The sequence below is a fragment of the Sulfitobacter sp. HNIBRBA3233 genome (genome assembly GCF_040149665.1).
Lineage (GTDB): Bacteria > Pseudomonadota > Alphaproteobacteria > Rhodobacterales > Rhodobacteraceae > Sulfitobacter > Sulfitobacter marinivivus.
The window spans coordinates 524,164-545,003 of sequence record NZ_JBEFLP010000001.1; the positions used below are offsets into that span (position 1 = coordinate 524,164).

The 20,840-nt window shown below is 64.2% G+C and carries 16 protein-coding genes; 8 read left to right on the plus strand and 8 right to left on the minus strand.

Annotated elements, in window-relative coordinates; translation table 11 throughout:
• Nucleotides 1-9: 9 nt before the first annotated feature.
• The 4 genes from ABMC89_RS02580 to ABMC89_RS02595 all read right to left on the minus strand — a co-directional run bounded on the left by ABMC89_RS02580 (nucleotide 10) and on the right by ABMC89_RS02595 (nucleotide 3,276).
• Complete coding sequence (locus tag ABMC89_RS02580) at nucleotides 10-519, minus strand: bactofilin family protein (RefSeq protein ID WP_349564882.1); 510 nt, start codon at nucleotides 517-519, stop codon at nucleotides 10-12.
• On the minus strand, nucleotides 509-1,825 hold the full coding sequence (locus ABMC89_RS02585; protein WP_349564884.1) for a DUF5930 domain-containing protein: 1,317 nt from the start codon (nucleotides 1,823-1,825) through the stop codon (nucleotides 509-511). The genes ABMC89_RS02580 and ABMC89_RS02585 overlap by 11 nt, the downstream gene beginning before the upstream one ends.
• A gap of 183 nt (nucleotides 1,826-2,008) precedes the next feature.
• Nucleotides 2,009-2,818: a ferritin-like domain-containing protein gene (locus tag ABMC89_RS02590; protein ID WP_349564886.1), complete on the minus strand. Its 810-nt coding sequence runs from the start codon at nucleotides 2,816-2,818 to the stop codon at nucleotides 2,009-2,011.
• Nucleotides 2,815-3,276 (minus strand): peroxiredoxin, encoded by a 462-nt coding sequence (locus tag ABMC89_RS02595; RefSeq protein WP_349564888.1) that lies wholly within the window; start codon nucleotides 3,274-3,276, stop codon nucleotides 2,815-2,817. The genes ABMC89_RS02590 and ABMC89_RS02595 overlap by 4 nt, the downstream gene beginning before the upstream one ends.
• Nucleotides 3,277-3,400: 124 nt before the next feature.
• Here ABMC89_RS02595 and ABMC89_RS02600 point away from each other — a divergent pair, with 124 nt between their 5' ends.
• The 8 genes from ABMC89_RS02600 to uvrA all read left to right on the plus strand — a co-directional run bounded on the left by ABMC89_RS02600 (nucleotide 3,401) and on the right by uvrA (nucleotide 16,352).
• Nucleotides 3,401-6,814: a YhdP family protein gene (locus tag ABMC89_RS02600; protein WP_349564890.1), complete on the plus strand. Its 3,414-nt coding sequence runs from the start codon at nucleotides 3,401-3,403 to the stop codon at nucleotides 6,812-6,814.
• 9 nt (nucleotides 6,815-6,823) lie between these two features.
• Entirely contained in the window at nucleotides 6,824-7,882 is a 1,059-nt protein-coding gene (queA, locus tag ABMC89_RS02605; RefSeq protein WP_349564892.1) for a tRNA preQ1(34) S-adenosylmethionine ribosyltransferase-isomerase QueA, read from the plus strand.
• A gap of 82 nt (nucleotides 7,883-7,964) precedes the next feature.
• Nucleotides 7,965-9,245, plus strand: a complete 1,281-nt coding sequence (locus ABMC89_RS02610) for an MFS transporter (protein WP_349564894.1) — start codon at nucleotides 7,965-7,967, stop codon at nucleotides 9,243-9,245.
• 160 nt (nucleotides 9,246-9,405) lie between these two features.
• Entirely contained in the window at nucleotides 9,406-9,987 is a 582-nt protein-coding gene (locus ABMC89_RS02615) for a DUF924 family protein (RefSeq protein ID WP_349564896.1), read from the plus strand.
• A gap of 184 nt (nucleotides 9,988-10,171) precedes the next feature.
• Nucleotides 10,172-11,566, plus strand: coding sequence for a dihydrolipoyl dehydrogenase (gene lpdA / locus ABMC89_RS02620; RefSeq protein WP_349564898.1), 1,395 nt, complete (start codon nucleotides 10,172-10,174; stop codon nucleotides 11,564-11,566).
• Nucleotides 11,567-11,674: 108 nt separating this feature from the next.
• Complete coding sequence (locus ABMC89_RS02625; protein WP_349564900.1) at nucleotides 11,675-12,238, plus strand: class I SAM-dependent methyltransferase; 564 nt, start codon at nucleotides 11,675-11,677, stop codon at nucleotides 12,236-12,238.
• The gene (locus ABMC89_RS02630; RefSeq protein WP_349564902.1) at nucleotides 12,238-13,392 is read left to right on the plus strand and encodes an MFS transporter; all 1,155 of its coding nucleotides are present in this window, start codon (nucleotides 12,238-12,240) and stop codon (nucleotides 13,390-13,392) included. The genes ABMC89_RS02625 and ABMC89_RS02630 overlap by 1 nt, the downstream gene beginning before the upstream one ends.
• Before the next feature lie 80 nt (nucleotides 13,393-13,472).
• On the plus strand, nucleotides 13,473-16,352 hold the full coding sequence (gene uvrA / locus ABMC89_RS02635) for an excinuclease ABC subunit UvrA (protein WP_349564904.1): 2,880 nt from the start codon (nucleotides 13,473-13,475) through the stop codon (nucleotides 16,350-16,352).
• Nucleotides 16,353-16,400: 48 nt separating this feature from the next.
• Here the strand turns inward: uvrA and ABMC89_RS02640 are convergent, their stop codons facing one another.
• From ABMC89_RS02640 to ABMC89_RS02655, 4 genes are all read right to left on the minus strand, one after another.
• Nucleotides 16,401-17,519 (minus strand): hypothetical protein, encoded by a 1,119-nt coding sequence (locus ABMC89_RS02640; RefSeq protein WP_349564906.1) that lies wholly within the window; start codon nucleotides 17,517-17,519, stop codon nucleotides 16,401-16,403.
• A gap of 183 nt (nucleotides 17,520-17,702) precedes the next feature.
• Nucleotides 17,703-18,581, minus strand: coding sequence for a 3-hydroxyisobutyrate dehydrogenase (mmsB, locus tag ABMC89_RS02645; protein WP_349564908.1), 879 nt, complete (start codon nucleotides 18,579-18,581; stop codon nucleotides 17,703-17,705).
• Nucleotides 18,582-18,596: 15 nt separating this feature from the next.
• Nucleotides 18,597-19,628, minus strand: a complete 1,032-nt coding sequence (locus ABMC89_RS02650) for an enoyl-CoA hydratase/isomerase family protein (RefSeq protein ID WP_349564910.1) — start codon at nucleotides 19,626-19,628, stop codon at nucleotides 18,597-18,599.
• A 9-nt stretch (nucleotides 19,629-19,637) separates the two neighbouring features.
• The gene (locus ABMC89_RS02655; RefSeq protein ID WP_349564912.1) at nucleotides 19,638-20,780 is read right to left on the minus strand and encodes an acyl-CoA dehydrogenase family protein; all 1,143 of its coding nucleotides are present in this window, start codon (nucleotides 20,778-20,780) and stop codon (nucleotides 19,638-19,640) included.
• Between the last annotated feature and the right edge of the window lie 60 nt (nucleotides 20,781-20,840).

Here is a 20,840-nt window from a genome sequence, read left to right on the forward strand (position 1 = left end):
TGTCCGGCCTCAGGAAGCGGGGTTCGCTTTCTGCGCCGGTGCGGATTTCGCGCCGGGGTTCAGCGGATCGTCCTGACGCTGCACGGAACCTTCGAAATGCGCGCCGCTCTCGATCGCGATCGTCTTGTGGATGATATCGCCCTCGACCCGTGCGGTAGAGGTCAGGCGCACTTTCAGGCCGCGCACGCGGCCCACGATGCGCCCGTTGATCACGACATCATCGGCGGTCACTTCACCCTTGATGGTCGCGGTCTCGCCGATGGTCAGAAGATGCGCGCGGATATCGCCCTCGACCGTACCTTCGACCTGGATGTCACCGGTGGTTTTCATGTTGCCGGTCACGTGCAGGTCCGAAGACAGAACCGAGGCGGGCGGCTTTGCCTTGGGGGCAGAGGCCTTGAATTCGCTCGATTTTGATTGCGGCGCGGGAGAAGACTGCGCCGGCGATGGCGGTGTTGCAGGCTTGGACTGGTCCGAGCCCGCGGGCGCTGGATCGTTGATTTTGCTCTTAGAAAACATCGTTGGCTGCCTTGATATAGATCATTGGATTGACAGGTTTTCCGCCGACGCGGACCTCGTAATGAAGGTGAACGCCGGTGACCCGTCCTGATGCACCCATATCACCGATCCGCTGCCCGCGCGACACTCTTTGTCCAACCTTGACGCGCATTTTCGACATATGCGCGTAGCGGGTTTCGATGCCGAACTCGTGCTGGATCTTCACCAGCCGGCCATATCCGGAACCCCAGCCCGCATGGGTGACCACGCCATCGGCAGTCGCATAGAGCGGTGTGCCAAGGCCTGCGGCGAAATCGACACCCTGGTGCATCCGGCGTCCGCCGGTCTTGGGATCGCGGCGGTATCCGAATTGCGAGGTGAAGCGGAACGAATCTTTCACCGGATTCGCGAAGGGCGCCTTCGACGCGGCGATACGGTAGAGGTTCAGACGGTCCAGCTGGTTCAGAAGGCGGTTGGCGCGCAGCGTATCGACGCTCAGCTCCTCGCCACGGGTGGTAAAGCTCAGCGGCGTCAGAGGGCCGCCCTGACCGGAATAGCCCTTGCGCACGGTGCGCAGGATCTGGTCGGTCGGCATCCCCGCCGAGCGGAACATCTTGTCCAGAGGCGCAACCGATACGGTCATCGCTTCTTCAAGCTGTCGGAAGATCGCATCGTTCTGCTCTTCCATCAGCGCGATCTTCTGGGTCAGCTCGTCCGCAGCCAGCAGCGCGTCCTGCGCGTCCGCGATCACCTGATCGCGTTCCTCGGCGGTACGGGCCAGCGCGTCGGCCAGAAAATCCATCGGCGCGGTGTTGCTCGCGACCTGAAGATCGGCGCCATCCTCGCTTTGCAATGCGGCAAGGCGCGTGCGGACTTCTTCACGTTGCTGCATCGTATCGCGAAGGGTGCTCTGGATCACGTCGATGCCGGTCTCCAGCTCGCGGCGGCGTGTCTCGGACGACAAGAGCTCGGATTGCATCACGGAAATCTGGGTGAGGGCGGCGTTGAAACGCTCCTGCGCGGCGAGCGCTTCTTCGGCGCGCGCGTCGCGCTGGCCCGACAGATCGTTGAGCCGCGCCTGATAGGTGCGCTGGTCGCGTTTCGCCTGCTCGCGGAAGTTTCCGGCACCGATGCTGTCCATCAGGATCACTGCTGTCGCGACGATCGACCACGCCACCAGAAGCGCGCACCCTGTAAACGCGATCAGCTGAGTGCCGGGGCGCAGACGGATGAACCGCGTGTCGTTATCTGATTTCAGGAATACGCGTCGCTCCGGGAAATACTTCTCCAAAACAGCGTGAGTCTTAATCGCGAGCTTTGTTCGCACGTCTTACCGTCCCCTTCATTCGTTCGGCAAAGCCGTGTGTCCCTCACAGCTTTGTTAACGGTACTGCAATATCCACCGGTTCCCCGTCGGGCAACCCTTGGGCGGAAACGGGGGCGAGGACCGCCTATTTGTGTGATTTTTAGGCAGAAATCCGCCGACCTTGGCGGGTGCCGCCCCGCAACGTCACATTTTTTCAGCAAGTGGCCAGTAAAAATCGGGGGGAATGCCGGCCTCGGCGCGCTTTTCCTCGTTGAAGGGGGGCTTCAACTGTCCGTGGAAATAGGTCCGCACGAGGGCGTGGAATTTCTCGGTCGGGTCCAGTTCGTGGCGACCGCAGAGGAAATGAAACCACTTCGATCCATAGGCGACGTGATGCACCTCTTCGGCATAGATCACCTCCAGCGCGGCAACGGCTTGGTCGGCCTTGGCGCGTTTGAAGATCTCGATCATGCCCGGGGTCACATCCAGACCGCGCGCCTCCAGCACCATCGGCACCACGGCCAGACGGCCCATGAAGTCGTCAACGGTATCTTCGGCCGCGCGCCACATGCCCGCGTGCGCCGGAAGCGCGCCGTAGTGGCTGCCCAATGCTTCAAGGCAGTCAGACATCAAGTTGAAATGCTTCGATTCCTCATCCGCGGCCTTGACCCAGTCGTCGTAGAAACCGATCGGCATCTTGGTATCCGTAAAGCGCGCGATGATATCCCAGTGCAGATCGACGGCATTGAGCTCGATATGCGCGACCGCGTGCAGCAGGGCGATGCGCCCCTCGGGGCTGCCGGGGCGGCGGCGCGGCACCTCGCGCGGGCTCAGCAGTTCCGGCGCGTCGGGGCGCGCGGGATGCAGCGGCGGCGTGGCGTGGCCGATCTCGGGGTGGGTGCCGTCCGCGCGCGCGGCGCGCCACTGCTCGGCGAACCCCCGCGACAGGGCGGTCTTTTCCCGCCCGTCGGCGGTGCGCAGCACCGCCTCGGCCATTTGCGCCAGTGACATCACTGGCCTTGTACCGCTTCGAGCACTTCTTCCACGTGACCCGGCACTTTGACCTTGCGCCAGATCCGCGCCACGGTCCCCTGTGCGTCGATCAGAAAGGTGGATCTTTCGATCCCCATGGATTTCTTGCCGTACATGTTCTTTTCGACCCAGACGCCGTAGGCCTCGGTCACTGTGCCTTCCTCGTCCGACAGCAGCGGCACACTCAGGTCGTGCTTGGCGGCGAAACGGTCGTGTTTGGCCAGCGTATCGCGGGAGATGCCGAAGACCTTGACGTTACGGTCCTCGAATGCCGCCAGATGCTCGGAAAAGGCGATGCTTTCCTTGGTGCAGCCCGGCGTGTCGTCGCGCGGATAGAAATACAGCACCACGGGCTGGCCGCGCAGGTCGGACAGGGTGACGGTGCCGCCGCCGGTGACGGGCAGGGTGAAATCGGGGGCGGGTTGGGAAATCTCAGGCATGATTTGGCTCCTTTGCGGGGTGGCCCGCTCTTTCGGGGCGCGCGGGCCTCTGTCATAGTAGGGCGGCGCTTGCAAAGTCCAGACCGGCCCGCGCAGTCGCTGTTCACGAGGTCCACTTCCGTCCATGGCCGAGAATAAAACCCCGCCAGATCCCGCGCCTGAGCCCGAGCGGGCCAAGCGCGCGCCGAGGAAACGCGCGCGGTTCCTGCTGCTGCGCGGCATCCTGCTGGCGGTGTGGTCGCAGGTGGTTCTGGTGGCGGTGCTGGCGGTGCTGGGGCTCTATTTTCTCTATGACAGGCCCATTGTCGCGCCCGATTGGGTCGAGGACCGGATCGAGGCGCGGCTTGCCAGCGAACTGCCGAACGCGCGCGTCAGCTTCGGGGAATTGCGCCTGATCGTCGAGGAAGGCTGGCGCCCGCGGGTGCGCCTGCGCGATGTGCATGTCGCGACGCTGGGCGGGCAGGAATTCCTGCGTCTGTCCGAGATCAATGCCCAATTGTCCATGCGGGCGCTGAGCCAGGGGCGGCTGGAACCCAAGCAGATCAACCTGCGCGGCGTATTCGCCACGCTGATCCGCGAGGAATCGGGTGCATTTGCGTTGCAGGCGGAACTCGGCGTCGACATGCCCGCCCGCCGCGCCGAAAATCTCGGCGAGCTGGTGCGCGATCTGGATGACGTGCTGGGCCGGCCCGCGCTGTCGAACCTTGTCCGCGCTGAGGTGCGCGGCCTGACCCTGCAATATGTGGACCGGCGTGCGGGCAAGGCGTTTACGCTCGACGGCGGGCGGGTGATCGCGCGGCGCGAGGAGGGCGCGCTGCTGCTCAATGCCGATCTGGCGCTGCTTGGCGACGGGGGCGGTGTGACAACGCTGTCGGCCAATTACGTCAGCGACATCGGATCGGAAGAAGCGCAATTCGGCCTTCAGCTCGACGGAGTCCGGGCCGTGGACATCGCGACGCAAAGCCCGGCATTCGCGTGGATGGGGGCGCTGCGCGCGCCGATCTCGGGTGCGGTACGCTCGGGCGTGCGCGCCGATGGCACGCTGGCACCGCTGAACGCCACGTTGCAGATCGGTCGCGGCGTGGTGCAACCGACCGACGGGGCAACGCCGGTGCCCTTCGACACGGCGCGCAGCTATTTCTCCTACAACGCCGCGACCGGCGCGCTCGTTTTCGACGAGCTGTCGGTGCAGAGCGCCTGGGGCAGCGCCCGCGCCGAAGGCACCGCCGTGCTGAGCGGTTTGCGCGAAGGCGCGCTGCAACGGCTGACGGGACAGTTCGAGATTTCCCAGATCAGTGCCAGTCCGGGGGATCTCTTTCCCGAACCGGTCAGCTTCGAGGGCGCGCGGGTCGATTTCGCGCTTGAACCCGACCCGTTCCGCCTGACCATCGGGGAGCTGTCGATCCGCGACAAGGGCCGCACGACCCGCGCCTTCGGAGAGCTTGAGGCGCAGCAGGACGGCTGGCATCTGGCGCTCGACGCGCGGGCGCCGCAAATCTCGACGGATCGGGTGCTGTCGCTCTGGCCCGAGGCGTTGAAAACCAAGACCCGCAGGTGGGTGGCCGAGAACCTGCAAAAGGCTCTGGTCCGCAACGCCGAATTCGCGCTGCGCCTCGCCCCGCAAAGACCGCCGCGCAGTTTCCTGTCCTTCGATTTCAAGGAGGCGCAGGTGCGGGTGATGCGGACGCTGCCGCCGATCTCGCGGGCCAGCGGCCATGTCACGCTTGAGGCATCCCGCTTCGTCGTCGCCCTGGACAGCGGCAGGATGGTCGCCGGAGAGGGCGGGGCGCTTGACATTTCGCAGTCGTCTTTCGTCATTCCCGACACGCGGATCGTGCCGAACACGCCCGCCGAGGTTACGCTTAACGCGCGCTCGTCTCTGACGGCGGCGCTCTGGACGCTGGACCGCGAACCCATGTCCGTGATGTCGCGCGCCGGTCTGCCGGTCGATCTGGGCACGGGCGACGCGGTGCTGTCGGGCACCTTGGCTTTTCCGCTGCGCAAGGGGGGCGATCCATCCGATGTGAAGTTCGATTTCACCGGCAGCCTGCTGGATGTGGATGCGGACGGGCTGATCCCCGGTCGCACATTGGCCGCCGAGCGTCTTGAGGTGGCCGCGACGAATGCGGGCGTCTCTGTCGGGGGGACCGGCGCCCTTGACGGGTTGGGGTTTGACGGGACGTGGCAACAGCCCATCGGCCCCGGATCGGACCGCAGTACATGGTCGGGCACCGCACGGCTGACGCCGCAGACGCTCGACCGGTTCAACGTGGCGCTGCCGCCCGGCACCCTCGACGGGGCGAGCGTGGCCAGCATCGATGTGACGCTCCAGAAAGGGCAGAGCCCGCGCATGTCGCTGCGCTCCGATCTGCGCGGCATGGCCGTCAGCCTGCCGCCGCTGGGATGGCGCAAGCCGGGCGGCGCGGCAGGGCGCCTTCTTGTCGATGTGACGCTCGGACCCCGACCCGAGGTGACGCGGCTCGAGCTTTCGGGCGCGGGACTGGACGCGCGCGGCAGCCTGACCCTTGCGGCGGGCGGCGGGCTGGAGCGGTTGCGCCTCGATACCTTGCGCCGCGGTGACTGGCTGGATGTGCAGGCCGATGTGATCGGGCAGGGGCCGGGCCGTGCGCCGCGGGTTGCGATCCGTGGCGGCACGCTGGACCTGCGCCGCGCCGAATTCGGCGGTGGCGGCGGCGGCGGGAACGGCAGCGCAAGCTCTGCGCCGCTCGAGGTCGCACTCGACCGGTTGCAGGTGTCGGATACGATCTGGCTGGGCGATATGCGCGGAACGTTCCAGACCAGCGCGGGGTTGGAGGGCGCGTTTCAGGGGCGTCTGAACGGCGGTGCCGCCGTCAGCGGACGCGCCGAGCCGCGCGAGGGGCGCACCGCCGTGCGCCTTCAGGCCGAAGACGCGGGCGCGGTGCTGCGCTCGGTCGGGTTGATCCGGCAGGCCGTCGGTGGGGCGCTGGACCTGATGCTGGTGCCCGTGGGCGCGGCAGGGGCGTTCGATGGCACGTTGAACGTCAGCGACATCTCGATCCGCGACGCGCCCGCGATGGCCGCATTGGTCAACGCGATCTCGGTTGTCGGGCTGATCAACGAGATGAACGGTGACGGCATCTATTTCGACGATGTGGATGCCAAGTTCCGTCTGACCCCGAACCGGCTGACGATCAGCGATGCTTCCGCGGTGGGGGCGTCATTGGGTCTGTCGATGGACGGCGTCTTTGCCACCGACACGGGGCAGATCGCGATGCAGGGGGTGATCACGCCGGTCTATCTTTTCAACGGGATCGGATCACTTCTGACCCGGCCGGGCGAGGGGCTGATCGGGTTCAACTACAGCCTCGGCGGTCAGGCAAAGGATCCCGAGGTGTCGATCAATCCACTGTCGGCGCTGGCGCCGGGCGGGCTGCGCGATATCTTCCGCGCGCCCAAGACGACCTTGCCGCCGGTCGAGGGCGAGCCGCCCGCGCCGCGCAGCGCTCCGCCCGCACCGTCGCGCAGAGCGATTGAACAGAACGGCGGTAACCGCTAAGTCGCGCCCATGAAGCTGAGTGATTTCGATTTCCATCTGCCCGAAGAGCGCATCGCGGTCCGTCCGGCAGAGCCGCGTTCTTCCGCGCGCCTGCTGGTCGCCAACGGGGCCGAGACCGTGGACGCGCGGGTCACCGATCTGCCGGACTGGCTGCGCCCCGGCGACCGTCTGGTGCTGAACGACACCCGCGTCATCCCCGCACGGCTGTCGGGCCTGCGCCACCGAGACAGCGCGCAGGGGGCTGTCGCCGCACGGATAGAGGCGACGCTGCTGGAGCCACAGGCCTATGCCGGTGTCTGGTCGGCGCTGGTCAAGCCGCTGAAAAAGCTCAAGACCGGCGAGACGGTCGTCTTTTCCGACGACCTGAGCGCCACGCTGGAGGCTGTTTCCGACGGGCAGGCGCTGCTGCGGTTCAACCTGACCGGAGATGACTTCGATACAGCGCTGAACGCCGCCGGTGCCATGCCGCTGCCGCCCTATATCGCGGCAAAACGGCCCGCCGATGCCCGCGACCGCGTGGACTACCAGACTGTCTGGGCGCGCAACAAAGGGGCCGTGGCCGCGCCGACCGCGTCGCTGCACTTCGACGCTGCGCTGCTGGCGCGGCTCGAAGAGATGGGCGTGGGCTTTACCTACGTCACGCTGCACGTGGGCGCGGGCACCTTCCTGCCGGTCAAGGTGGACGATATCGCGACCCACCGGATGCACAGCGAGTGGGGCCGCGTCGATGATACCGCCGCCGGCGAGATCGCGGCGACCAAAGCGGCGGGCGGGCGGGTTATCCCGGTGGGCACGACCGCGCTGCGCCTGATCGAGACGGCAGCGCGCGACACGGGCCGGATCGCCCCGTGGGAGGGCGACACCGACATCTTCATCACGCCCGGTTTCCGGTTCAACGTCGCCGATGCGCTGATGACGAATTTCCATCTGCCACGCTCGACCCTGATGATGCTGGTCTCCGCGCTGATGGGCCACGGGCGCATCATGGAAATCTACGACCACGCTGTTACAAATAATTATCGTTTTTTCTCTTACGGAGACGCATCGCTCCTGATACCGCCGCGCTGAAACGACAGATTGAGTCGTATTTGAAACCGACTCATTCGCCAGGCCCCCTGTAGGGGTGGCGCAATTGGCAAGGAAACACAGTATGATCCAGGTCCTCTCCAGCGCGTGGGCGCTCTTGTTCGGTATGTGCCTTCTCATGGTCGGCAACGGCATGCAGGGCACGCTTCTGGGTATCCGTGGCCAGATCGAAGGCTTCGACACATTGATGATGTCGATCGTCATGTCGGCCTATTTCGTGGGCTTTCTGGGCGGTTCGCGGCTTGCGCCGGTCATGATTCAAAGGGTCGGCCACGTGCGTGTCTTCGCGGCGCTGGCATCGCTGATCTCGGCGGTGATGATCCTTTATCCGACGTTTCCCAATATCATCCTGTGGACCATCGGCAGGGTGCTGATCGGCTTTTGCTTCTCGGCGGTCTATGTGACAGCGGAAAGCTGGCTCAACAACGCCGCCGACAACTCCAACCGTGGCAAGGCGCTGTCGCTCTACATGATCGTCCAGACGCTCGGGATCGTGATCGCACAGGCGCTGCTGCTGACCGCCGATCCGTCGGGCTTCGTCCTCTTTGTCATCCCGTCGATACTGGTCAGTGTCGCGATCACGCCTATCCTACTGTCGATCAGCCCGACACCCGCCTTCGGCACCACCAAACCGATGAGCCTGCGTCAGCTGGTCGGGTTCTCACCGCTGGGGGCCGTGGGGATGTTCATCCTTGGCGGTATCTTTTCGGCGCAATTCGGCATGTCCTCGGTCTATGGCGCCGAGGCCGGTCTGAGCGTGGCGCAGATTTCGACGTTCGTCGCCACCTTCTTCGTGGGATCGGTGGTGCTGCAATATCCCATCGGCTGGCTCTCCGACCGGATGGACCGGCGCTTCCTCATCATCATTGTGTCGCTGATCGGGGCTGCGGGATCGATCATGGGGATGCTGCTGGGCCATGTGTTCGTGCTGCTTCTGATCGCGGCCTTCGTGATCGGTGGCATGGCCAACCCGCTCTATTCGCTACTGATCGCCCACACCAACGACTTTCTGGAGCATGACGACATGGCCGCGGCCTCCGGTGGTCTGCTGTTCCTGAACGGTCTGGGCGCGATCCTCGGTCCGGTCATCACGGGCTGGATGATGGGTACATCGCTCGGGCCCGGTGGGTTCTACCTGTTCACGGCGATCCTGTTCGTGCTGATGGTGCTCTACGCGGCCTACCGCGCGACCCGCCGCGAGGGCGTATCGGTGGACGAGACCGGATCCTACGTGCCGATCGCGCCGACGGCGACCAGCGTGGCGATCGGTTTCGCGCAGGAATATATCATCGAATCAGAAAACGAAGCGGCGGAAGAGGAAGAAAAAGCCGCGGAAAATGTCTGATACCGGCGACAATGCTGCCTAAAGGAAACGCATTGGTGCCGTATATCCGCCGAAGGGCCCGTTTATGACAGGAATGTTGCAAATGTTGAGTGTCAATGGGCCCGAAGGTGTCGTTAGTCATGTTTTTAACCTGCACGCAGTGAACCGGAGGAAGTGCGAAATGGTTGGTCCCGAAGAGGTCCTGGCTTTCTGGCTTGATAAAGTCGGCCCAAAAGGGTGGTACGCCACCGATGATGCGCTCGATGCCGAGATTACCGAAAGGTTCGGCGAGACATGGCAGGCTGCCCGCGACGGCAGCCTCGGTCTGTGGCTCACCTATCCGTCCGGCACGCTGGCCTATCTGATCCTGACCGATCAGTTTTCGCGCAACATGTTCCGCGGCGACGCGCGGTCGTTCGAGATGGACCCGCTGGCTTTGGCCGTGGCCAAGCGCGCGATCTATCAGGGCTGGGACATGAAGATCGACGTCCCCGCGCGGCAGTTCTTCTACCTGCCGCTGATGCACTCGGAAAGCCTGTCGGATCAGGACCGCTGCGTGCGGCTGATGTGCGAACGCCTGCCGGACAGCGACAGCAACCTGCTGCACGCGCGTGCGCACCGTGAGGTCATCCGCCAGTTCGGCCGTTTTCCGTACCGTAACGACGCGCTGTCGCGCAGCACCACCCGTGGCGAGCGGGACTACGCCGCCAAGGGGGGCTACGGCCACACCCTGCGCCAGTTGCAAGAAGACGTGGCCGCCTGACCGGCTCCACATATCCCTTTCTAACCGGAACGCCGCCTCTTGGGGCGGCGTTCTGCGTTGTGGCGCTGGCCTCTGTGGCGTCCGGCAACTGCGGCATAGCAGCCATGCCGCGCGCACCATTGCCGCAACGACCGAGATGGTTTAACGGTAAACCATTATTCTGATGCAAGGCGAGGTGCCAAGAATGGCTGAGACTTCCTATGATCTGATCGTGGTCGGTGCGGGGCCGGGCGGCTATGTGGCGGCGATCCGTGCGGCGCAGTTGGGCATGAAGGTTTGCATCGTCGAACGCGAGCACCTCGGCGGCATCTGTCTGAACTGGGGCTGCATCCCGACAAAGGCGATGCTGCGGTCGTCCGAGGTATTCCACCTGATGCACCGTGCCAAGGAATTCGGCCTGAAGGCGGATGGCATAGGCTACGATCTCGACGCCGTTGTGAAGCGGTCGCGCAAGGTCGCCGGGCAGCTTTCGGGCGGCATCGGCCACCTGATGAAAAAGAACAAGGTCACCGTCGTGATGGGCGAGGCGACGCTGCCCGCCAAGGGCCGCGTGAAGGTCAAGACCGACAAGGGCGAAGAAAACCTGACGGCCAAGAACATCGTGCTGGCCACCGGCGCACGGGCGCGTGAACTGCCCGGTCTCGAAGCGGACGGCAAGCTGGTATGGACCTACAAGCACGCCCTGCAGCCTGCCCATATGCCCAAGAAACTGCTGGTCATCGGATCTGGTGCCATCGGGATCGAATTCGCCAGCTTCTACAACACCCTCGGTGCCGATACGACCGTGGTCGAGGTGATGGACCGCGTTCTGCCCGTCGAGGACGCCGAAATCAGCGCCTTCGCGAAGAAATCCTTCGAAAAGCAGGGCATGAAGATCATGCAAAAGAGCATCGTCAAGAAGCTCGACCGTGCCAAGGACACCGTGACCGCCCATATCGAAGTGGGCGGCAAGATCGAGAAGCACGAGTACGACACCGTCATTTCCGCCGTGGGGATCGTCGGCAACGTCGAAGGGCTGGGGCTCGAGGAACTGGGCGTCGAACTGGACCGCACCCATGTGGTGACCGACCAGTACTGCCGCACCGGTGTGGACGGGCTCTATGCCATCGGCGACATCGCGGGCGCGCCGTGGCTTGCGCACAAGGCCAGCCACGAGGGCGTCATGGTGGCCGAGCATATGGCGGGCATGGATGTGCACCCCGTCAAGCCCGAGACCATCGCGGGCTGCACCTATTGCCATCCGCAGGTTGCATCGGTGGGCTATACCGAAGCCAAGGCAAAAGAGCTCGGCTACGAGATCAAGGTGGGGCGTTTCCCCTTTATCGGCAACGGCAAGGCGATCGCACTGGGCGAGGAAAACGGCATGGTCAAGACGATCTTCGATGCCAAGACAGGCGAGCTTCTGGGCGCGCATATGATCGGGGCGGAAGTGACCGAACTGATCCAGGGCTACGTGGTGGGCCGCCAGCTGGAGACCACCGAAGAGGACCTCATGCACACGGTTTTCCCGCATCCGACGCTGAGCGAGATGATGCACGAAAGCGTGCTCGACGCCTACGGTCGCGTCATCCACATGTGATCCGCATCCGCGCGGGCAGGGGCGGACCGCCCCCCGCCCGCGCGGCGATCCCCTGCGCCGGTGCCAAACCCGATTGCGCCCCTGCGGGCGGCTGTGCATAGTCGCGCCATGGTAAGTCTCAATCGCGTTGTTATGGGGCCGGCATCGCGCCGGATGATTCAGGAGCTGAAGCCCCCGCGGCTGAAGGTCGCTGAAATCTCGGGCGATTACGGGAAACAGTTCGATTTCCAGTCCTACGAGATCTTCCGCTATCCCGAATACGATATCTGCGCGGGACCTTACCTGGACCCCGACACCGGCAAGCCGCGCAAGTTCGACCTGATCCTCGCCAATCAGGTGTGGGAGCATCTGGACCAGCCCTATCAGGCCACGCGCAACGTGCGCCGCATGCTCAAGAAGGGTGGCAAGTTCTGGGTCGCGGTGCCGTTTTTCGTACCCTTCCACGCGGCACCGATGGACAACACCCGCTGGTCCGCGCGCGGGTTGAAGAATTTCCTGATCGAATGCGGCTTCGAAGAGCCGTTGATCCAGTCCTACCAGTGGGGCAATCGCCACGTCGCGCGGCGCAATCTGGAAGAGCCGTGGCCGCCCGAATATGACGAGGCCACCGACGACATCAGCGATGATCCGGACATGCCGATCTGCGCCTGGGCCATGGCAGAACGCAGCTGATGCGCGGATCGTGGCCGTTGATCCTCGCGCTGTGGGGCGCGGGATTGGGCGCGGCAGGACAATACGCCAAGTTTTCGGTCATCTACGACCTGCTGTCCGATGCCTATCCCGATGGGGGCGTGGTTCTGGGCTGGCTGGTGTCGGTCGTGGGCGGCGTGGGGATCGTGCTGGGCGTGGTCGCGGCGATGCTGGTGGCGCGGGTGCGCTACCGGCGTGCGCTGCTTCTGTCGCTCTGGCTGGGGGCGGCGATCTCCGCCCTGCAGGCGTTGCTGCCGCCGCTTCCGCTGATGCTGGCCCTGCGCGCGGTCGAGGGGCTGTCGCATCTGGGGCTGGTTGTGGCCGCGCCGACGCTGATCGCGCAGATCGCGACCGACCGCCAGCGTGGACTGGCGCTGACGCTGTGGGGCACGTTTTTCGGCGTCGCTTTTGCGGTGATGGCCTGGGCGGGGCGGCCGCTGGCGATCTCTGCGGGTCTGCCCGCGCTCTTTGCTGTCCACGCGGCCTATCTGGCGGGGTTTGCGATCTATCTCGCCCCGCGCCTGCGCAGGTTGCCCGACGAGGGCGATGTCGCGCTCATGTCTGTCCGCTCGGTGCTGGCGACACATGCCGCGATCTACCGGTCGCCCGCTGTCGTGGCGCCGGCGGCGGGGTGGTTTTTCTATACGTTCTGTTTCGTGTCGATCCTGACCGTGCTGCCGCCCTATCTGGACCCTGCGCTGCGGGGCGCGGTGATGGGGGCGATACCGCTGGTCAGCATCGCCGTGTCGATGACGCTGGGGGTGATGCTGCTCCGGATCATGAATGCGATCGGCGTCGTGATGCTGGGCTTCGGATTTTCGGCGCTGGCGATGGTCTGGCTGTATCTCGCGCCCGCCGATCCGCTGGCCTGTCTGGCGCTGGCAGGGGCGATGGGGCTGATACAGGGGGCCAGTTTCGCAGCGGTGCCGCAACTGAACGCAACCGCGATGACGCAGGCGCGCGCGAACGGTGCCATGGCGCAGATGGGCAACCTCGGCAATACGCTGGGCACGCCCGTCATGGCGCTGGCGCTGGCCGCCTACGGCTACCTCAGCCTGCCGATGCTGGCGGGGGCGGCCTTTGCCATGGGGCTGGTCATGCACCTTATCCTGACCCGTCTGCGGCGAAATCTCTGACGTTCACCAATTGTTCACACTTCGGCATTGGAGAATCCCGCCGCCGCGCCTATATCCCCATTCAAGACAAGGGGTGATGCATGGCTGAGCTGAAGAACATCGAAGTGCGCGGCGCGCGCGAGCACAATCTGAAAAACATCGACGTCGATATTCCGCGCGATCAGCTGGTGGTCATTACCGGGCTGTCGGGGTCGGGGAAATCGTCGCTGGCGTTTGATACGATCTACGCCGAAGGGCAGCGCCGCTATGTGGAATCGCTCAGCGCCTACGCGCGGCAATTCCTTGATATGATGCAGAAACCCGATGTGGATCACATCTCGGGCCTGTCTCCTGCGATTTCGATCGAACAGAAGACGACGTCGAAAAACCCGCGGTCGACCGTGGGCACCGTGACCGAGATCTACGACTACATGCGTCTGCTGTTTGCCCGTGTCGGCACGCCCTACAGCCCGGCCACCGGCAAGCCCATCGAGGCGCAGCAGGTGCAGGACATGGTCGACCGGGTCATGACGATGGAGGAGGGGACGCGCGGCTACCTGCTGGCCCCGATCATCCGCGACCGCAAGGGCGAGTACCGCAAGGAGTTTCTGGAACTGCGCAAGCAGGGGTTCCAGCGGGTCAAGGTGAACGGAGAATTCTACGAGCTGGACGAACCGCCGACGCTGGACAAGAAATTCCGCCACGACATCGACGTGGTCGTGGACCGTCTTGTGGTCCGCGAAGGGATGGAAACGCGTCTGGCCGACAGCTTCCGCACCGCGCTGGATCTGGCGGACGGTATCGCGATTCTCGAAACCGCGCCGAAAGAAGGGGAGCCGGAGCGGTTCACCTTCTCCGAGAAATTCGCCTGTCCGGTCAGCGGCTTCACCATCCCCGAAATCGAACCGCGCCTGTTCTCGTTCAACGCACCCTTCGGGGCATGCCCGGCCTGTGACGGTCTGGGCAAAGAGCTGTTCTTTGACGAACGCCTTGTCGTGCCCGACCAGAACCTGAAAATCTACGATGGCGCACTGGCGCCGTGGCGCAAGGGCAAGAGCCCCTATTTCAAGCAGACGATCGAAGCGATCGCAAAGCATTACGGCTTCAACCAGAATACCAAATGGAAGGATCTGGACCCGAAGATCCAGCAGGTTTTCCTCTATGGATCGGGCAAGGAAGAGATCAAGTTCCGCTACGACGAGGGCGGGCGCGTCTACGAGGTTGCGCGCGTGTTCGAAGGGGTGATCCCCAACATGGAACGCCGCTACCGCGAGACGGACAGCAACTGGATCCGTGAAGAGTTCGAGCGCTACCAGAACAACCGGCCCTGCGGGACCTGCGGCGGCTATCGTCTGCGTCCCGAAGCGCTGGCCGTCAAGATCGGGCCGTCGGGCGACACCGAGCACCTGTTGCACGTCGGTCAGGTGGTCGAGATGTCGATCCGCGAGGCCTTCGACTGGTGCAACACCGTGCCGGACAACCTCAGCCAGCAGAATAACGAGATCGCCCGCGCCATTCTCAAGGAAATCCGCGAGCGGCTTGGGTTCCTGAATAACGTTGGTTTGGAGTATCTTACGCTATCACGTTCAAGTGGTACGTTAAGTGGTGGCGAAAGCCAGCGCATCCGTCTGGCCAGCCAGATCGGCTCTGGCCTGACCGGCGTTCTTTACGTTCTCGACGAGCCTTCCATCGGCTTGCACCAGCGCGACAACGACCGGCTGTTGCAGACGCTCAAGAACCTGCGCGATCAGGGCAACACCGTGATCGTGGTCGAACATGACGAAGAGGCGATCCGCGAGGCCGATTATGTCTTCGACATCGGCCCCGGTGCCGGTGTCCACGGCGGAGAGGTCGTGGCCCACGGCACACCTGCGGAAATCGCCGCGAACGAGAAATCCGTGACGGGCCAATACCTGACCGGCGCGCGCGAGATCGCGGTGCCCGCACAGCGCCGCAAGGGCAAGAAGAAATCGGTCAAGGTGGTGAAGGCGTCGGGCAACAACCTGCACGACGTCACCGTGGATTTCCCCCTGGGCAAATTCGTCTGCGTGACCGGCGTGTCGGGTGGGGGCAAATCGACGCTCACCATCGAAACGTTGTTCAAGACCGCGTCGATGAACCTCAACGGTGCGCGCCAGACACCCGCCCCCTGCGAGACGATCAAAGGGCTCGAACACCTCGACAAGGTGATCGACATCGACCAGCGCCCCATCGGGCGTACCCCGCGGTCCAACCCCGCGACCTACACCGGTGCTTTCACCCCGATCCGGGACTGGTTCGCCGGGCTGCCGGAGGCCAAGGCGCGCGGCTACAAGCCCGGGCGTTTCAGCTTCAACGTCAAGGGCGGGCGCTGCGAGGCCTGTCAGGGCGACGGGGTCATCAAGATCGAGATGCACTTTCTGCCCGATGTCTACGTGGAATGCGAAACCTGCAAAGGAAAGCGCTACAACCGCGAAACGCTGGAGATCAAGTTCAAGGGCAAGAGCATTGCCGATGTGCTGGACATGACAGTCGAGGATGCGCAGGAATTCTTCGCCGCCGTCCCCTCGATCCGCGAGAAGATGGACGCGCTGATGCGTGTAGGGCTGGGATATATCAAGGTCGGCCAGCAGGCGACCACCCTGTCGGGCGGCGAGGCGCAGCGCGTGAAGCTCAGCAAGGAGCTGAGCAAACGGTCCACGGGCCGCACGCTCTATATCCTAGACGAGCCGACGACCGGCCTGCATTTCGAGGACGTGCGCAAGCTTTTGGAAGTGCTGCATGAACTGGTCGATCAGGGCAATTCGGTCGTGGTGATCGAACACAACCTCGACGTGGTCAAGACCGCCGATCACATCATCGATATCGGTCCCGAAGGGGGCGATGGCGGTGGTTACGTGGTGGCCACCGGTACCCCCGAAGAGGTCGCCGAAGTCGAGGAAAGCTATACCGGACGCTACCTCAAACCGATGCTGGCGCCCCGCAAGGTGGCCGCCGAATAAAAAAGGCCGGGGAAATTCCCCGGCCTTTTTCGTGTCTGCCGTGGCGCTTCAGAATATGGCGCGGGCGACGCGGATCAGTTGCAGCAACTCGTAGGCGTCACTGTCCAGCTGCACCACCTGGCCGTTCACGACCGCGTAGTTGTTGCCGTCCTGCAGTGGCGGCAGGCCGTAGCGGTTGACCAACTGTGGCTGTGTCAGCGCCAGCGTCGGGGAAATGCTGGATCCGTTGGCGATATTCGGAACACCGGCAAGCGAATTGATAAGCTGAAGCCCTGCGTAATCCTCATCGCTCAGCAGCACCGGCAGCCCGTCGATCAGGCCGTAGCGCTGGCCGCTCGGGGCAGGGTCCAGACCGTAGAGCCCGGCGATATAGTCTGAGCCCAGACGCCAGTCGGCATCGGGATAGCTGTCGTAGCGACGCAGGATATCGTCGCGCCGCTCGCGGTAGACGCGGTCGTAATAGGCGTCATCACCCGAGACCCATTCGTCATATCCGACGCCCTTTTTCGCAAGGCCCGGAGGCACGCAAGGCGGCGATTTCTTGGCCAGTCCGGGCGGGCAGTTGCGATAGGCAACCAGCTCGTCCTCGCGCAGATCGTTCAGATCGACGGAAGATCCCAGCAGCAAAAGCGGTGCGGCGGTGGAGACGATGCGGCGCAGGTCACGCTCTTCGCCGTCCCACGCCAGCCCGTCGTAGCGGCGGCGTTCGTCGCTGTAGCGGTAGCGCCCGTCATCGCCGCGCAGGACTTCGAAATCTCCGCGCTTTCCGGGGCGGTCAACGGGGGCCAGATCGCGGGCGATTTTCTGTTTACCCTGACCGTTGCCGTTGTTGCCGTTGCCGTTTGCCTTGGCGGCTTTCTGCGGTTTTCCGGCGTTGCCGTTATTCGCGGTCTTTGCCTTCGGGCCCTTGTCGCCGGAGTTGCCCGGCGCTTTGGCCTTGCCGCCGCCGTTGCCCTTGTCCGGCTTGCCCTGCGGCCGCTTGTTGTTACCGTTGCCATTCCCTTTTCCGCTGTTGCCCTGCACCAGATAGATGCCGGTGTCCGCCTGCGGTGCTGTCAGCGCCTGAGGGGAAACCACAGAAGGGGCCGCGATACCGTTGGTGGCGGCAAAGGATGGGGTGACGAAAAATGCGGCGCAGGCTGCGCCGACGAAAAGTGATCTTCGCATGTCAGATCTCCATTTGCGAACGCCACGCGAAATACGCGGCGTGATTGGCCGTCGCGACATTTGGGGAAGGTGCGCGCCGCTAGGCTGCGTACCAATGTCGGTTCTCTGACAAACGTTTAGGGAGGATCGGCGGTTCCGCTTGCGTTGCGCGGGGCACGCAGGAAACCGCCGAAGCCCGGTTGCTCAGCTCTCGCGGCCACGCGCCGCAAGCCGCGGCAGCATGGCCGAGAAGTCCTTGCCGCGGCCATCCTCGTTCTCGACGAATTGCGCGTAGAGCGCGCGGGCCAGCGCGCCCATCGGCGTGTCCACATCCGCCGCTTCCGCCGCCTGCTGGCTGAGACCCAGATCCTTCAGCATCAGTTCTGCGGCGAAACCGGGTTTGTACTCGTTGTCGGCGGGCGATTGCGGCCCGACACCGGGGGCAGGGCAATAGGCATTCATCGACCACGAATAGCCCGACGAGGTGCTGACCACATCGAACATCTTCTGACGGTCCAGACCCAGTTTGTCGGCCAGCGCGAAAGCCTCGCATGTTCCGATCATCGTGATGCCAAGGATCATGTTGTTGCAGATTTTCGCCGCCTGTCCGGCCCCGGCATCGCCACAGTGGACAGATTTCTGACCCATGATCTCGAACAGGGGGGCGGCACGGGCGAATGCCTCTGCGCTGCCGCCCGCCATGAAGGTCAGCGTGCCGGCGGCGGCTCCGCCGATCCCGCCCGAAACGGGCGCATCGACAAATCCGACGTCGCGTGCGGCTGCATCTTCGGCCACCGCGCGCGCGCTTTCGACATCGACAGTCGAACAGTCCACCAGCGTTGCACCCTTGGCCATTTCCGGCAGGACCTCGGCGGCGACGCTGCGCAGGATCGCGCCGTTCGGCAGCATGGTGATCACGAAATCCATACCGCGCGCCGCGTCCTGGGCGGTGGCGGCCACGCCGACGCCTTCTGCGCCGGTGCCGGCGGTGTCAAATCCCGTCACCTCGTGCCCTGCGGCGGCAAGGTTGCGTGCCATGGGCGCGCCCATGTTTCCCAGCCCGATAAATCCGATCTTCGCCATTTCAGTCTCCTCCCATCAAAGTTTCAGCGCATCCGCGCCAAGGGGTTGCAGCATTCGCGATACCGCCACCGCCGGTACATCCTTGCCCGCGTGTTGCCACTGCGGATTGCGGTCCTTTTCGATGATCGCGGCGCGGATTCCTTCCAGAAAATCGCCATGCTCCATCGCGCGGTAGGTGAACCGGTATTCGAGGTCGAGGGCCTTTTCCATGCTCAGCGACGGGCCGCGCAGGCGGTGCAGGATCTCGACGGTGCAGGCCATCGACAGGGGCGAATTGCGCCCCATCGCCTTGAGCGTGTCGAGCGCGAAATCGCTGTCGTCGTTGCGCAGCGTGCGCAGGATATCCTCCAGCGCCTCACCGGCGAAGGCATCGTCGATCTGCGGTTGCAGGGCCTCCAGCGTGCCGCCTGCGGGTGCGGTGGCGCGCGCGGTGATCGCGTCGGCATCGCCCGACGCCTCCAGCGAAGCGATCAGATCCGGCCAGGCCTCTTCGGGGATGTAGTGATCGGCAAAACCCGCGAAAATCGCGTCCGCCGCGTTCATCCGCGCGGCGGTCGTGCCCAGATATTCACCCAGCCGTCCCGGCGCGAGCGCCAGCATCAGCGTGCCGCCCACATCCGGAACCAGCCCGATGCCGCATTCGGGCATGGCGATCTGGCTGGTATCGCCGACCACCCGGTGCGATCCGTGACAGCCGATGCCCACGCCACCGCCCATGGTAAAACCCTGAAGGAAACTGGCGACCGGCTTGGGGTAGGCGAAGATCTTGTTGTTGAGCCTGTATTCATCCGCCCAGAACCGCTGCCCGTAGGCGAAATCGCCCTTGGTGCCGGTGTCATACAATTCGGCGATATCGCCGCCCGCGCAAAAGGCGCGATCGCCCGCCGCGTCGATGACCACGACCGCCACGGCATCGTCGGTGCGCCAGTCATCCAGCGCCGCCTCGATGGCAAGGCACATCTCGTAGCTCATGGCATTCAGCGCCTTGGGCCGGTTCAGCGTGATCCGGCCCGCGCGCCCGGTGATGCGGATGTCGATATCGCTCATCTGAGCCTCTCAGCGGTTTTTCAGCATGTCGCGCGCGACGATGACGCGCATGATCTCGTTGGTGCCTTCAAGGATCTGGTGGACCCGCAGGTCGCGCACCAGCTTCTCGATGCCGTAGTCGGCCAGATAGCCGTAACCGCCGTGCAATTGCAGGCATTGATCGACGATCCGCGATCCGGCCTCGGTGACGAATTTCTTGGCCATGGCGCAGAATTTGGTCGCATCCGGCGCCCCGGTATCAAGCTTCCACGCCGCCTGCCGCAGGAAGGTCCGCGCCGCCTGAAGCTCGATCTCCATATCCGCCAGCCGGAACTGCAAGCCCTGGAACTGGTCGATGGGCTGGCCGAAGGCCTTGCGTTCGCCCATGTAGTCCAGCGTGTTGTTCAGCGCGATCTGCGCCGCCCCGAGCGAGCATGCCGCGATGTTCAGACGCCCCCCGTCGAGGCCCATCATCGCGTATTTGAAACCCTTGCCCTCTTCCCCGACAAGATTTTCGGCAGGCACTTTGCATTTGTCGAATTGCACCTGCGCGGTCGGCTGGCTGCGCCAGCCCATCTTGTCTTCGAGCCCGCCGAAGGACAGCCCCGCGCTCCCGTCCTCCACATAGACGGTGGAGACACCGGCGGCGCCGTCGTCGGAAGTGCGCACCATGCAGACATAGGCGTCCGAATATCCGCCCCCCGAAATGAACGCCTTGGTCCCGGTCAGCTCATAGCCTTCGTTGGTCCGCTCCGCGCGCGTCTTCAGCGCGGCGGCATCCGATCCCGACCCCGGTTCGGTCAGGCAATAGCTCAGCACCGTGTTCATGCTCAGCACATCGTCCATGATCCGCGCCTTCAGATCGTCGCCCGCGAAACTGTCGAGCATCTTTGCGCACATGTTGTGGATCGACAGGAAGGCCGCGACCGACGGGCAGGCCATGGACAGCGCCTCGAAGACCAGCGTGGCGTCCATCCGGCTCAGCCCCGAACCACCGGCCTCTTCTGAGACGTAGAGCCCGCCGAAACCGAGCTCCGCAATTCTCGGCCACAGCTCTTTCGGGATCGTGCCATCCTTTTCCCACGCCTGCGCGTGGGGGGCGATATGGTCCTGCCCGAAGGCGTAGGCCATGTCGAAAATGGCGGTCTGTTCCTCGCTCAGTGCGAAATCCATGGTATCCTCCCGGTGGATTATTGAACGTACGTTAAATTCCAATCTTTGCCGACGTATTGC